General features: G+C 68.0%; 12 protein-coding genes. 6 read left to right on the top strand and 6 right to left on the bottom strand.

Going from position 1 to position 12,978, the window contains the following annotated elements; translation table 11 throughout:
* The 4 genes from AC1DOC_RS03945 to AC1DOC_RS03930 all read right to left on the bottom strand — a co-directional run.
* The coding region (locus AC1DOC_RS03945) for a Bug family tripartite tricarboxylate transporter substrate binding protein (protein ID WP_478129425.1) at window positions 1–524 on the bottom strand (524 nt) is incomplete at its 3' end.
* A 45-nt stretch (window positions 525–569) separates the two neighbouring features.
* The gene (locus tag AC1DOC_RS03940) at window positions 570–950 is read right to left on the bottom strand and encodes a VOC family protein (RefSeq protein WP_478083408.1); all 381 of its coding nucleotides are present in this window, start codon (window positions 948–950) and stop codon (window positions 570–572) included.
* Window positions 947–1,930: a hydroxymethylglutaryl-CoA lyase gene (locus AC1DOC_RS03935; protein ID WP_478080334.1), complete on the bottom strand. Its 984-nt coding sequence runs from the start codon at window positions 1,928–1,930 to the stop codon at window positions 947–949. Before AC1DOC_RS03935 ends, AC1DOC_RS03940 begins: the two co-directional genes overlap by 4 nt.
* Complete coding sequence (locus AC1DOC_RS03930; protein WP_478129424.1) at window positions 1,927–3,102, bottom strand: CaiB/BaiF CoA transferase family protein; 1,176 nt, start codon at window positions 3,100–3,102, stop codon at window positions 1,927–1,929. Before AC1DOC_RS03930 ends, AC1DOC_RS03935 begins: the two co-directional genes overlap by 4 nt.
* Window positions 3,103–3,210: 108 nt before the next feature.
* Here AC1DOC_RS03930 and AC1DOC_RS03925 point away from each other — a divergent pair, with 108 nt between their 5' ends.
* Window positions 3,211–4,122: a LysR family transcriptional regulator gene (locus tag AC1DOC_RS03925; RefSeq protein WP_478080332.1), complete on the top strand. Its 912-nt coding sequence runs from the start codon at window positions 3,211–3,213 to the stop codon at window positions 4,120–4,122.
* A 33-nt stretch (window positions 4,123–4,155) separates the two neighbouring features.
* Here the strand turns inward: AC1DOC_RS03925 and AC1DOC_RS03920 are convergent, their stop codons facing one another.
* Window positions 4,156–5,106, bottom strand: a complete 951-nt coding sequence (locus tag AC1DOC_RS03920; RefSeq protein ID WP_478080331.1) for a LysR family transcriptional regulator — start codon at window positions 5,104–5,106, stop codon at window positions 4,156–4,158.
* Window positions 5,107–5,211: 105 nt separating this feature from the next.
* Here AC1DOC_RS03920 and AC1DOC_RS03915 point away from each other — a divergent pair, with 105 nt between their 5' ends.
* The 3 genes from AC1DOC_RS03915 (at window position 5,212) to AC1DOC_RS03905 (ending at window position 9,510) form a co-directional block, all read left to right on the top strand.
* Window positions 5,212–6,720, top strand: a complete 1,509-nt coding sequence (locus AC1DOC_RS03915; protein WP_012748369.1) for a CoA-acylating methylmalonate-semialdehyde dehydrogenase — start codon at window positions 5,212–5,214, stop codon at window positions 6,718–6,720.
* 112 nt (window positions 6,721–6,832) lie between these two features.
* Window positions 6,833–7,690 carry a class I SAM-dependent methyltransferase gene (locus AC1DOC_RS03910; RefSeq protein WP_478080329.1) on the top strand — a complete coding sequence of 286 codons (858 nt, stop codon included), beginning with the start codon at window positions 6,833–6,835 and terminating at the stop codon, window positions 7,688–7,690.
* A 221-nt stretch (window positions 7,691–7,911) separates the two neighbouring features.
* Entirely contained in the window at window positions 7,912–9,510 is a 1,599-nt protein-coding gene (locus tag AC1DOC_RS03905) for an OpgD/OpgG family glucan biosynthesis protein (protein ID WP_478080328.1), read from the top strand.
* An 18-nt stretch (window positions 9,511–9,528) separates the two neighbouring features.
* Here AC1DOC_RS03905 and AC1DOC_RS03900 read toward each other — a convergent pair whose 3' ends face one another.
* The gene (locus AC1DOC_RS03900; RefSeq protein WP_478080327.1) at window positions 9,529–9,936 is read right to left on the bottom strand and encodes an FKBP-type peptidyl-prolyl cis-trans isomerase; all 408 of its coding nucleotides are present in this window, start codon (window positions 9,934–9,936) and stop codon (window positions 9,529–9,531) included.
* Between the two features lie 123 nt (window positions 9,937–10,059).
* Between AC1DOC_RS03900 and eat the strand changes: the two genes are divergently transcribed.
* Entirely contained in the window at window positions 10,060–11,481 is a 1,422-nt protein-coding gene (gene eat, locus AC1DOC_RS03895; RefSeq protein WP_478083410.1) for an ethanolamine permease, read from the top strand.
* Between the two features lie 16 nt (window positions 11,482–11,497).
* Entirely contained in the window at window positions 11,498–12,892 is a 1,395-nt protein-coding gene (locus tag AC1DOC_RS03890; RefSeq protein ID WP_478129423.1) for an ethanolamine ammonia-lyase subunit EutB, read from the top strand.
* Window positions 12,893–12,978: the final 86 nt, after the last annotated feature.

The raw sequence follows: 12,978 nt of genomic DNA, 5'->3' as shown, positions 1-12,978 counted from the left end.
GCCTGGCGCGACAGCAGCTCACCCGCGATGTGCTGGATCGAGCCGTTGCCCGACGAGGCGTAGAACAGGCCGCCCTCTTTCTTCTTCTTGCCGTACTCGATCAGCTCCTTCATCGAGTTCACGGGCAGCTTGCCGCTCACCGCGACCACGTGCGGCGCGCGCATCACCAGCGCCACCGGCACGAAGTCCTTGGTCGGGCTCCACTTGATCTGCGGAAAGAGCGCGGGGTTGCCGACGTGATAGCCCGAGTACTGCATCAGCAGCGTGTAGCCGTCGGGCGCGGCGCGCGCCACGGCTTCGGTGCCGATGTTGCCGCTGGCGCCGGGCCTGTTGTCGACCACGATGGGCTGGCCCAGCGCGCGCTGCAGCGGGTCGGCCACCATGCGCGCCATGATGTCGGTGGACCCGGCGGGCGCGGTGGGCACGATGAAGGTGATCGGTTTCGAGGGCCAGGTGTCGGCGCTGGCCGCGGCGGCCGCCAGCGCAAGGCCTGCGGCGATCAGAAGGCGATGGGTGGGTTTCATGGTTTTGTCTCCGGTGTTTTTAAGGTTGCATTCGAAGCCGGCGTTTCAGGGTGCCAGCTCGGATATCTCGATGAGATTCAGGTCGGGATCGCGCACGTAGACCGAGCGGATGCGCGAAGTGGCGCCGGTCCGCATCACCGGGCCTTCGAGGATCGGCACGCCCTTGTCTTTCAGCCGTGCGATCACGTCCTCGAGCGGCACGCTCGCGATGAAGCACAGGTCCAGCGARCCCGGCGTCGGCACCTGCGCCTTGGGCTCGAACTCGTGGCCCTTCACATGCAGGTTGATCTTCTGGTTGCCGAAACGGAAGGCCTTGCGGTCGGCGCCGAAAGTCTCCAGCGCCATGCCCATCACCTCGACGTAGAAGCGGGTGCAGGCCTCTTCGTCGGAAGTGGTGAGCACCAGGTGGTCCAGATGGTCGATCATGGGTTCAGCTCCTTGGCGCGGCGCACATGCGCACGCGCCGCGATGTCGTTGAAATCCGCCGGCGGCGCATGCCGCGTGAGCCGGTGGCCGGCGCGCGGCACCTGGCTCGGCAAGTCGTGCTGCACCAGCGCTTCGAGTTCCGAGGCGGCGTCGATCAGGCCGCCCAGATCCATGCCGGTGTCGTAGCCCATGCATTGCAGCATGTGCACGACGTCCTCGGTGGCGACGTTGCCGGTGGCGCCGGGTGCATACGGGCAGCCGCCGATGCCGCCCAGCGACATGTCGAGCCGCTCGATGCCCGCCTCCACCGCCGCCACCGTGTTCGCGAGCCCCATGCCGCGCGTGTTGTGGAAGTGCGCCGTCCATTGCAGGCCGGGGTGCCTTGCCGTCACGGCTTCGCAGACGGCCTGCACCTGCGTGGGAAAAGCCATGCCCGTGGTGTCGCACAGCGTGATGCCCTGCACCTGCAGCGCCGCGAAGCGGTCGATCCATTCCTGGACTACGGCCAGCGGCACCTCGCCTTCCATCGGGCAGCCGAAGACGCAGGAGAGCGACACGTTCAGGGGCACGACCGCCTGCCCGGCCAGCGCGATGACCTCGGCCAGCTGCGCGAACGACTGCTCGCGCGTCATGCGCAGGTTGCTGAGGTTGTGGGTCTCGCTCACCGACATGACGATGTTGAATTCGCCGATGCGGCTCTCCAGCGCACGCTCGGCACCGCGCAGGTTCGGCACCAGCGCGGTGTAGACCACGCCCGGCCGCCGCGCGATGCGCTGCATCACTTCCTCGCCGTCGCGCAGCGCCGGGATCGCCTTGGCGGAGGTGAACGAAGTCACCTCGATCTTGGCGTAGCCCAGCGTGCCCAGCCGGTCAACCAGCGCGATCTTGTCGTCGGTCGGAATGAAGCGGCTCTCCATCTGGAAGCCGTCGCGCGTGGCCACCTCGTTGATGAAGAGCCGCTTGCCCTTGCCCTCTTTCATACGGCCTCGCTTTCTTCGGTGCGGCGTGCCGGCCAACCTGATCCCTGCAGATCGGCTGTGTGTTCGCCGAGCCGCGGCGCGGGGTGCGCAATGCGGCCCGGTGTGGCGCTGAGCTTGGGCACGACGCCCGGCACCTTGAGCATGTCGCCGTCGGCGGTGGTCGCCTCGACGATCATCTGGCGCGCCAGGTACTGCGGATCGGTGGCGATGTCGGCCACCGTGTAGATGCGCCCGACCGGCACGCCGGCCGCATCGAGCACCGCCAGCACCTCGTCGCGGCTGCGCTGCAGCGTCCAGGCCTCGATGGCGGCGTCGATCTCTTCCACGCGCTGCACGCGTCCGTCGTTGTGCACGAGCTGCGGATCGTTCTCCAGGTCCGCCCGGCCGATGGCGCGCATCAGCCGGCGGAAGATGCTGTCGCCGTTGCCTGCCACCAGCACGTAGTGGCCGTCGCTGCATTTGTAGGCATTGGTCGGCGCAATGCCCGGCAACGCGCTGCCAGCGCGCTCGCGCACCGCGCCGAACGCGTCGTATTCGGGCAGCAGGCTTTCCATCACGTTGAAGACCGACTCGTAGAGCGCCACGTCGATGAACTGCCCTTCTCCGCCATGGGCCGTGCGATGGTGCAGCGCCGTGAGCACCCCGATCACGCCATGCAGCGCCGYCAGCGTGTCGCCCAGCGAAACGCCCACGCGCACGGGCACCCGGCCCGGCTCGCCGCTCAGGTAGCGCAGCCCGCCCATCGATTCGCCGAGCACGCCGAAGCCCGGCTTGTCGCGGTACGGGCCGGTCTGCCCGTAGCCCGAGATGCGCAGCATGATGAGCCGCGGATTGAGCGCATGCAGCTGCTCCCAGCCCAGGCCCCAGCCTTCGAGCGTACCGGGCTTGAAGTTCTCGATCAGCACGTCGGCCTCCAGCGCCAGCGCGCGCACCGCTTGCTGGCCTTCGGCGCTGCGCAGATCCAGGCACACCGATCGCTTGTTGCGCGACTGCACCTCCCACCACACCGAAGTGCCCTCGCGCAGCAGCCGCCACTTGCGCAGCGGATCGCCGACGCCGGCCGGCTCGACCTTGATCACGTCCGCGCCGAACTCGGCGAGCGTCTTGCCGGCGAACGGGCCGGCGATGAGCTGGCCGAGCTCCAGCACCTTGAGGCCTTCGAGTGCGTTCATCTTGTCTCCTGATTGGTTGCCCCAACTCTAGAAAAGGATCGCAGCGAACGGAATTGCTTTGACGGCAGCAGCCCTTCGCAAAATGCGAAGGCTTTCTAGAATGCAGGCATGGCCGCCCCCATCAACCCCGCCCGCGTCGACTTCGTCACGCTGCGCCTGTTCTGCGCCGTGGCCCAGTCGGGCAGCATCACCAAGGGTGCCGAGGCCTGCCACCTGGCGCTCTCGGCGGCCAGCCGGCGGCTGTCGGACTTCGAGGCCGCCACCGGATCGAAGCTGCTGGAGCGCAGCTCGCAAGGCATCGCGCTGACCCCGGCGGGCCACGTGGCCATGCAGCATGCAATGCGGCTGTTCCAGGGCTTCGAGCAGTTCAGCAACGAGCTCGGCGACTATTCGAGCGGGGTGCGCGGCCATGTGCGGCTGTGGGCCAACATGTCGGCGCTGACCGAGTTCCTGCCGGCTACGCTGGCCGCCTTTCTGGGCCAGCATCCGGACATCCGCGTCGAGGTGGAGGAGCAGCTGAGCGGCGACATCGTGCGCGCGCTGGTCGACGGCCTGGCCGACGTGGGCGTGTTCGCCGAGAACACGCCGGCCTACGGGCTCGACGTGGCGCCGTTCCAGACCGACGAGCTGGTGGTGCTGTGCGCCCGGCAGCATCCGCTCGCGCGCACGCGCCGGACCGATTTCAAGACCTGCCTCGCGCACGAATTCGTGGGGCTGAACCGCAGCAGCTCGCTGCTCGAGCTCACCTCGCGCGCGGCCGAGCAGGCCGGCGTTCCGATGCGCCTGCGCGTGCAGGTGCGCAGCTTCGATGCGATGTGCCACATGATCGCGGCCAACCTCGGCATCGGCGTGGTGCCGCTCGCAGCCTGCAAGGCGCAGGTGAGCGCGCTCGGCCTCAAGGTGGTGCGGCTCAGGGATGCCTGGGCCGTGCGCCGCCTGCTGATGGCCACCAAGACCGGCGAGACCTTGTCGCCGGCGGCGCAGCTGCTGGTGGGGCAGCTGATGGCGTCGTCGACCTGAAATCTGAAAGCGAGGCCGGAAGCCCGCCGGCCATCAGGCCTCGGGCAGTTGGAACCCCGCCTTCAGCGTCTCGCGCAGGTGGCTCACGAACAGGTTGACCGCACGCGGTATGTGCAGCGAATAAGGCCGTATGGCGTAGATCTGGTCGGCGAAGGCGCCCGTGGGCTGCCAGTCGGGGAGCACCTCGACCAGCTTGCCCGCCTGCAGGCCAGACTGCGCGCTGAAGTCCGGCAGGAGCGCAATGCCGAGTCCCGCCTGGGCCGCGTCGCGCAGCGCCTCGCTGTTGTTGGCCGCCAGCGGGCCGGCGATGGGCACGGTCACGCGCTCGGCATGGCGCGCGCGGCCGCCGCGCCGCTCGAAGGACCACACGTTGGTTTCCTGCCCGCGGGGATAGTGCAGGCAGTCGTGCTCGGTCAGCATGGGCGGCGCCAGCGGCGTTCCCTTGCGGCGCAGGTAGGCGCGGCTTGCGACCAGCACCGAGCGCGTGTCGCACAGCCGCCAGGCCACGTGCGTGTCGGGCGGCGAAGCCGCATGCCGCACCGCCAGGTCGAAGCCTTCCGTGGCCAGCGAACTCAGCCGGTCGGAGAGTTCCATTTCGACTCGGATCGACGGATGTGTCAGCAGGAAGTCGGCGAGCCTCGGCAACAGCTGCTGCCGCCCCAGCGCCACCGGTGCCGTGACGCGCACCAGGCCGCGCGGCTCGCCCGCATGGTCCTGCGCCTGCAGGAAGCTGTGGGCGATCTGCTCGAAGGGCTCGCGCGTCTGGTCGACCAGCTGCTGCCCGGCCTCGGTCAGCCGCATGCTGCGGGTGGTGCGGCGCACCAGCGTGACGCCCACGGCGCGCTCCAGCTCGGCGATGCGCTGGCTCATGGCGGCCTTGCTCACGCCCAGGCGCGCGGCGGCGGCGGTGTAGCTGCCCTGCTGGCCGAGCACGATCAGCCAGTGCAGGTGCATCCAGAGCGATTCGGCTTTTTGCAGATCCATGGTGGGATTGTTCACTATAGCGAACAAACAGTTCAACTCCAGCGCCTAGGCAGGGACCCTTCCCTTTCCTAGACTGGCGCAATCACTTGACCTGGGAAACGCTCCATGACCACACAGATCGCGCATTTCATCGGCGGCCAGCACGCCGCCGGCAGCTCCACCCGCACGCAGGACGTCACCAACCCGGCCACCGGCAAGGTCACGGGCAAGGTGGCGCTGGCCGTCCAGGCCGACGTCGATGCCGCGGTGGCCGCCGCGCAGGCCGCCTTTCCCAAGTGGGCCGACACGCCGCCGATCCGCCGCGCCCGCGTGATGTTCAAGTTTTTGGAGCTGCTCAACCTGCACAAGGACGAACTCGCGCACATGATCACCGCCGAGCACGGCAAGGTGTTCACCGACGCGCAGGGCGAGGTCTCGCGCGGCATCGACATCGTCGAATTCGCCTGCGGCATTCCGCAGCTGCTCAAGGGCGACTTCACCGACCAGGTCTCCACCGGCATCGACAACTGGACGCTGCGCCAGCCGCTCGGCGTGGTGGCCGGCATCACGCCCTTCAACTTCCCGGTGATGGTGCCGATGTGGATGTTCCCGGTGGCCATTGCCGCGGGCAACACCTTCATTCTCAAGCCCAGCCCGACCGACCCGACCCCGTCGCTGCGCATGGCCGAGCTGCTGAAGGAAGCGGGCCTGCCCGACGGCGTGTTCAACGTGGTGCAGGGCGACAAGGTGGCGGTCGACGCGCTGCTCGAGCACCCCGACGTCAAGGCCGTGAGCTTCGTGGGCTCCACGCCCATTGCCAACTACATCTACGAAACCGGTGCGCGCAACGGCAAGCGCGTGCAGGCCCTTGGCGGCGCGAAGAACCACATGGTGGTGATGCCCGACGCCGACATCGACCAGACGGTGGATGCGCTGATCGGCGCGGGCTACGGCTCGGCCGGCGAGCGCTGCATGGCGATCAGCGTGGCAGTGCTGGTGGGCGACGTGGCCGACAAGATCATTCCCAAGCTCATCGAGCGCACGAAGACGCTCAAGGTGCTCGACGGCGAGAACCTCGCGGCCGAGATGGGCCCAATCGTCACGCGCGCGGCACACGAGCGCATCACCGGCTACATCGCCCAGGGCGAGAAGGAAGGCGCGAAGCTGCTGGTCGATGGCCGCCAGTTCGACGGCGGCCAGGCCGGTGCCGGCTGCGGCGACGGCTTCTGGATGGGCGGCACGCTGTTCGACCACGTCACGCCCGAGATGCGCATCTACAAGGAAGAGATCTTCGGCCCGGTGCTCTCCTGCGTGCGCGTGGCCAACTTCAAGGACGCGGTCGACCTGGTCAACGACCATGAATTCGGCAATGGCGTGAGCTGCTTCACGCGCGACGGCAACGTGGCGCGCGAGTTCAGCCGCCGCATCCAGGTGGGCATGGTCGGCATCAACGTGCCGATCCCGGTGCCGATGGCATGGCACGGCTTCGGCGGCTGGAAGCGTTCGCTGTTCGGCGACATGCATGCCTACGGCGAGGAAGGCGTGCGCTTCTACACCAAGCAGAAGTCGATCATGCAGCGCTGGCCCGAGAGCATTGGCAAGGGCGCCGAGTTCGTGATGCCCACCGCCAAGTAAAAGGTGTGACGGCCGGCACGGGGGCATGCCGGCCTGCCCCGGCTAACGAAAAGCTGACTTGCTCCGCGGCGCGGGAGCAGCCAGACTTGCGCATGACCCGGTGCCTGCGCCCATGACAGCAAGCAAGAGAGCCGCACGAAAACTTTCGGCCGTGCCATCGACCTTGCGGATCCCGCTCGCCGCGCGCGCTTCCGGCGACGCGATGTTTCCGCAGATGGCCGTGCGCGACGCCTATGCCGCGTCGATCCTCGAGAAGATCCGCGACGAAGGCCATCCGCTGCCTGAGGACCGGGCCACCATCTACAGCATCCTGAGCCGCACGCGGCGCTTTCGCAGCCTCGCGCAGGAGTTCCTCAAGCAGCACCCCGGCGGCCGCGTGGTGAACATGGGCTGCGGCCTGAGCCACTACTTCCAGTGGCTGGACGACGGAAGGTCGCGCATGACGGATGCCGACCTGCCCGAGGTGATGGCGCTGCGCCGCGAGCTGATCCCCGAGACCCATCCGCGCCACGATGCGCGCGACCTCGACCTCACGTCGCCCCGCTGGTGGGACGAACTCGAGCTGCCGCGCACGCGCCAGGCACAGCCGGTCTTCCTCTTCACCGAAGGCGTCCTGATGTACCTGCAGCCGCAGCAGGCGCAGGCCGTGCTCGCGACCTTCGGCGAGCGCGCGCCCGCGGGCTCCGTGCTGGCCTTCGATGCCGTCTGCTGGCTCGCCGTGGGCCGCGCCGCGCAGCATCCCTCGCTGCGCGCCACCGGGGCGCAGTTTCATTGGGGGCTGCGCCGGGCCGCCGAACTGACGCAGCCCCATCCGCGCCTGCGCCTCGACGCCACCTACCGCGTGTTCGAAGGCATCGGCCTGGCCTACACCCTGTTCGCGCCGCTGGTGCTGATGCTGCTCGGCGTGCCGCTCTATGCGGTCTACGCCCTGGGCGTGGCCGACAGCGCTGATGACAGCGCCGATACATAAACGCACAAATTTCTCAGGTCCCGGCCTTGTCCGGCTCGCGCTGCGCAGCTTGGCTGACGCGCCAAACCCCGCGGCCGCGGCATGCTCCCTGCTCTTGTGCGTGGAAAATCCCCGGCGCCGGCTGCATTAGGATGGTTTCTCCGGCCGCATCGCCTTCCGTGCGTCCTTTTTTTTCGTACTCCACACGACGTACTCCCAAGACCGCAACCCTCAAGAAACACATGCTTGATCGCCGATCCTTCCTTGCCGCAGGTGGTGCCGCCGCCGCACTCGCCGCCCTTGGACTGCCCGAAGAGGCACTGGCCGCCAACGGCCTGAAGCTGAGCCAGCCTTCGCCCTTCTCGTTCGACCGACTGGTGGCGCAGGCCAAGCGCCTGGCCGGGCAGCCCTATGCCGCGGCCACGCCGATCGCACCCGAGGTGCTCGAGAAGATCGACTACGACGCGCACGGCAAGATCAAGTTCGACCCGGCCAACGCCCTCTTCCGCGACGGACCGGGCGCCTTTCCGGTCACCTTCTTCCACCTCGGCCGTTTCTTCCAGACGCCGGTGCGCATGCACGTGCTCGAGAACTCCGATGGCGACGCCTTCGCGCGCGAGGTGCTCTACAGCCCTTCGTACTTCTCGATGCCGCCCGACAGCCCGGCGCGCGCGCTGCCGGCGGGCGCGGGCTTTGCAGGCTTTCGGCTGCAGGAAAGCCGCCTGGGCGACCAGAGCAAGCTCGACTGGCAGAAGAACGACTGGGTGGCCTTCCTGGGCGCCTCCTACTTCCGCGCGATCGGCGAGCTCTACCAGTACGGCCTGTCGGCGCGCGGCCTGGCGCTCGACGTGGCGGTGCCCGACAAGCCCGAAGAATTCCCGACCTTCACGCGCTTCTATTTCGAGACGCCGGCCGCCAACAACACCACCTCGATGACCGTCTACGCGCTGCTCGAAGGGCCGAGCGTCACGGGCGTGTTCAAGTTCGTGATGCAGCGCGGCAAGGCCGTGATCATGGACATCGACGCGCGCGTTTTCCTGCGCCGCGACGTGTCGCGCCTGGGCCTGGTGCCGCTCACCTCGATGTACTGGTACTCGGAAACCATCAAGCCCACCGCCATCGACTGGCGACCCGAGGTGCACGACTCCGACGGCCTGGCCATCTGGAACGGCGCGGGCGAGCGCATCTGGCGCCCGCTCAACAACCCGACGCAGACGCGCGCCTCGGCCTTTGCCGACACGCGGCCGCGCGGCTTCGGGCTACTGCAGCGCGACCGCGCCTTCGACAACTACCAGGACGGCGTCAACTACGAGAAGCGCCCCAGCCTCTGGATCGAGCCGCTGGGCGACTGGGGCGAAGGCTCGGTGCAGCTGATCGAGATCCCGACCGACGACGAGATCCACGACAACATCGTCGCCTTCTGGGTGCCCAAGGCCGACGCCAAGGCGGGCGCGAGCTACAGCCTGCAGTACCGGCTGCACTGGACCGACCAGGAGCCCTTTCCCTCGCCGCTCGCGCGCTGCGTGGCCACGCGCATCGGGCGCGGCGGACAGCCGGGCCAGCCGCGCCCGCCGGGCGTGCGCAAGTTCATGGTGGAGTTCGTCGGGCAGCCGCTCACCACCGTGCCCTTCGGCGTGAAGCCCGAACTGGTGCTGACGGCGCCGCGCGGCAAGTTCTCCTACGTCTTTGCCGAGGCCGTTCCCAACGGCGTGCCGGGCCACTGGCGCGCCCAGTTCGATTTCACGCCCGAAGGCAACGAGCCCGTCGACATGCGGCTCTACCTGAAGACCGGCGACAAGACGCTGACCGAAACCTGGCTGTTCCAGTTCCAGCCAGGTTGAGTTCTCGAGATCTGCCGGTCAGCGCTTCTTGACGGAGACCAGCTCGACTTCGAAGTTGAGCGTGGCGTTCGGCGGAATCACGCCGCCCGCGCCGCGCGAACCGTAGGCAATCGATGGMGGGCAGGTCAGCTTGGCCTTGCCGCCGGGCTTCATCTTCTGCACGCCCTCGGTCCAGCAGGGGATCACGCCGTTGAGCGGAAACTCGGTCGGCTCGCCGCGGCTGTAGGAGCTGTCGAATTCCTTGCCGCTGTCGGGGAAGGTGCCGCGGTAGTGCACCTTGACCACGTCGGTGGCGGCGGGCGATGCGCCGGTGCCTTCCTTCAGCGACTGGTAGACCAGGCCGCTTGGCGTGGTGACCGGCGCCGATTGCGCCCAGGCGGAAGATACCGCGCACAGCGAGACCAGGGCGGCACAGAAGAGAGACAAGGAAGAAGAGGAAGACTTCACTGAACACCTCGGGAGATTGAAAAGCACGATTATGGCCAGCGATGGAACGGGCCTTGCTTTGCCGGATACGCACTGTCAACATCCGCAAAAAGAGGAAGCCCCATGCAGCCCACCGCAGTCACGCCGGTCGCAGCCACTGTTCCCACAGGCACCGGCCACCTGAAGAAGGTCCTCGGCCCCGTCCAGCTCTGGGGCATTGCCGTGGGCCTGGTCATCTCGGGCGAGTACTTTGGTTGGAGCTACGGCTGGAACACTGCCGGCACGCTCGGCTTCCTGGTGGCCACGGTGCTGGTGGCCACGATGTACACCACCTTCATCTTCAGCTTCACCGAGCTCTCCACCGCCATTCCGCATGCGGGCGGCCCGTTTGCCTATGCGCGGCGCGCCTTCGGGCCGACCGGCGGCTTCGTGGCGGGCTTTGCCACGCTGATCGAATTCGTCTTTGCGCCGCCGGCCATCGCGCTGGCCATCGGCGCCTACCTCAACGTGCAGTTCCCCGGCATCAACCCGAAGTGGTTCGCGCTGGGCGCGTACGTGATCTTCATCGCGCTCAACTGGATCGGCGTGGGCATTGCGGCGGCCTTCGAGCTGTTCGTGACGCTGCTGGCCATTGTCGAGCTGCTGGTGTTCATGGGCGTGGTCACGCCGGGCTGGACCATGGCCAACTTCGTAGCCAACGGCTGGGCCGGCGGCAGCGTGCTCAACGGCGCGGCCATCTCGGGCATCTTCGCGTCGATACCGTTCGCGATCTGGTTCTTCCTGGCCATCGAGGGCGCGGCCATGGCCGCCGAGGAAGCGCGCGATCCGCACCGCACCATTCCCATCGCCTACACCACGGGCATCGTCACGCTGGTGGTGCTGGCCTTCGGCGTGATGATCTTCGCGGGCGGCGTGGGCGACTGGCGCAAGCTCGCCAACATCAACGACCCGCTGCCGCAGGCCATGAAGGCGGTGGTGGGCGACAACAGCGGCTGGCTGCACATGCTGGTGTGGATCGGCCTGTTCGGGCTGATCGCCTCGTTCCACGGGATCATCATGGGCTACTCGCGCCAGATCTTCGCGCTGGCGCGCGCCGGCTACCTGCCGCGCTACTTCGCGGGCCTGAGCCCGCGCTTCGACACGCCGCACCGCGCGCTGCTGGCCGGCGGTGTGATCGGCGTGGTGGCCATCTTCAGCGACGAGTGGGTGCAGTTCGGCGGCCAGACGCTCACCGCCAACATCGTGACCATGGCCGTGCTCGGCGCCATCGTGATGTACCTGATCTCGATGGCCGCGCTGTTCAGGCTGCGCAGGACCGAGCCCGGCCTGCTGCGCACCTACCGCGCGCCCTTCTATCCGGTGTTTCCGGCCATTGCGCTCGGGCTTGGCGTGGTCTGCCTGGGCGCCATGGTCTGGTTCAACTTCATGCTGACCGTGCTGTTCCTGGTGCTGATGGCAGCGGCCTACGGCTACTTCCTGCTGACCTCGGCGCAGCGCAAGGCGGCGGCGCCCGACGAGATGCTGTCCTCCCGCACCATCGCGTGAACAAGAAGAGAGAAAGATGCGCTATCGCACCACCATTGCCGGCCAGGTCTTCGCCTTCGACGACCTCAAGCAGGTCATGGCCGTGGCCAGCCCGGCGCGTTCGGGCGACTACCTCGCGGAGATCGGCGCGGCCACCGCGCAGCAGCGCATGGCGGCGCGCCACGTGCTGGCCGAGACGCCGCTCAAGCAGTTCCTGACCGAGGCGCTGATTCCCTACGAGAGCGACAACATCACGCGCCTCATCATCGACACCCATGACGCAGAGGCCTTTGCACCGGTGTCGCACCTCACGGTCGGCGACTTCCGCAACTGGCTGCTTTCGGAGCAGGCCACCACCGAAGCGCTGACGGCGCTGGCGCCGGGCCTCACGCCCGAGATGGTGGCGGCCGTGTCCAAGCTCATGCGCAACCAGGACCTGGTGTCGGTCGCCAGGAAGTGCAGCGTGGTCACGCGCTTTCGCGACACCATCGGCCTGCCCGGCCACCTGGCCGTGCGGCTGCAGCCCAACCATCCGACCGACGACCTGCGCGGCGTGGCGGCCTCCACGCTCGACGGCCTGCTCTACGGCGCGGGCGATGCGGTGATCGGCCTCAACCCGGTGTCCGACAGCATGCAGGTGCTCGGCCGCCTGCTGCACATGCTCGACGAGGTGATCCAGCGCTTCGAAATTCCCACGCAAAGCTGTGTGCTCACGCACGTGACCAACACGCTCAGGCTCGCGGAAGCCGGCGCGCCGGTGGACCTGGTGTTCCAGTCGATCGCGGGCACCGAAAAGGCGAACCTGTCCTTCGGCGTCACGCCCGAGCTGCTGGCCGAGGCACACGCCGCGGCGCTGGCGCTGAACCGCGGCACGGTCGGCAACAACGTGATGTACTTCGAGACCGGCCAGGGCAGCGCGCTCTCGGCCAATGCCAACTTCGGCGTCGACCAGCAGACCTGCGAGGTGCGCGCCTATGCATTGGCGCGGCGCTACAAGCCGCTCCTCATCAACACGGTGGTCGGCTTCATCGGGCCCGAATATCTTTTCGACGGCAAGCAGATCATCCGCGCCGGGCTCGAAGACCATTGCTGCGGCAAGCTGCTGGGCCTGCCCATCGGCTGCGACATCTGCTACACCAATCATGCCGAGGCCGACCAGGACGACATGGACAACCTGCTCGTGCTGCTGGGCACTGCGGGCATCAACTTCATCATGGGCATTCCGGGCGCCGACGACGTGATGCTCAACTACCAGAGCACCTCGTTCCACGATGCGCTGTTCCTGCGCCAGACGCTGGGCCTGAAGCGCGCACCCGAATTCGAGGCCTGGCTGCAGCGCATGCAGATCACCGACGCGGCCGGCCGGCTCGCGCCGYCGTCGGCCAACCGCCTGCTGGCGGACATGAGCGGCTTGGCCGCGCTCGCGCCATGAGCAAGGACGCCGTCACGCCGAATCCCTGGGCGCAGTGGCGTTCGGCCACGCCCGCGCGCCTGGCGCTGGGCCGCGCCGGCGCCGGC

Source organism: Variovorax sp. 01T439_2, from assembly GCF_056398445.1.
Note: the sequence above shows the minus strand (reverse complement) of the source record. Positions and strands in the feature narration are given on the sequence as shown.

Excerpts from the sequence above, each read along its gene's own strand:
- AC1DOC_RS03935 (WP_478080334.1), bottom strand. The coding sequence starts at position 1,930 with ATGAAAGAGGGCAAGGGCAAGCGGCTCTTCATCAACGAGGTGGCCACG.
- AC1DOC_RS03925 (WP_478080332.1), top strand. The coding sequence starts at position 3,211 with ATGGCCGCCCCCATCAACCCCGCCCGCGTCGACTTCGTCACGCTGCGC.
- AC1DOC_RS03920 (WP_478080331.1), bottom strand. The coding sequence starts at position 5,106 with ATGGATCTGCAAAAAGCCGAATCGCTCTGGATGCACCTGCACTGGCTG.
- AC1DOC_RS03915 (WP_012748369.1), top strand. The coding sequence starts at position 5,212 with ATGACCACACAGATCGCGCATTTCATCGGCGGCCAGCACGCCGCCGGC.
- AC1DOC_RS03905 (WP_478080328.1), top strand. The coding sequence starts at position 7,912 with ATGCTTGATCGCCGATCCTTCCTTGCCGCAGGTGGTGCCGCCGCCGCA.
- eat (WP_478083410.1), top strand. The coding sequence starts at position 10,060 with ATGCAGCCCACCGCAGTCACGCCGGTCGCAGCCACTGTTCCCACAGGC.
- AC1DOC_RS03910 (WP_478080329.1), top strand. The coding sequence starts at position 6,833 with ATGACAGCAAGCAAGAGAGCCGCACGAAAACTTTCGGCCGTGCCATCG.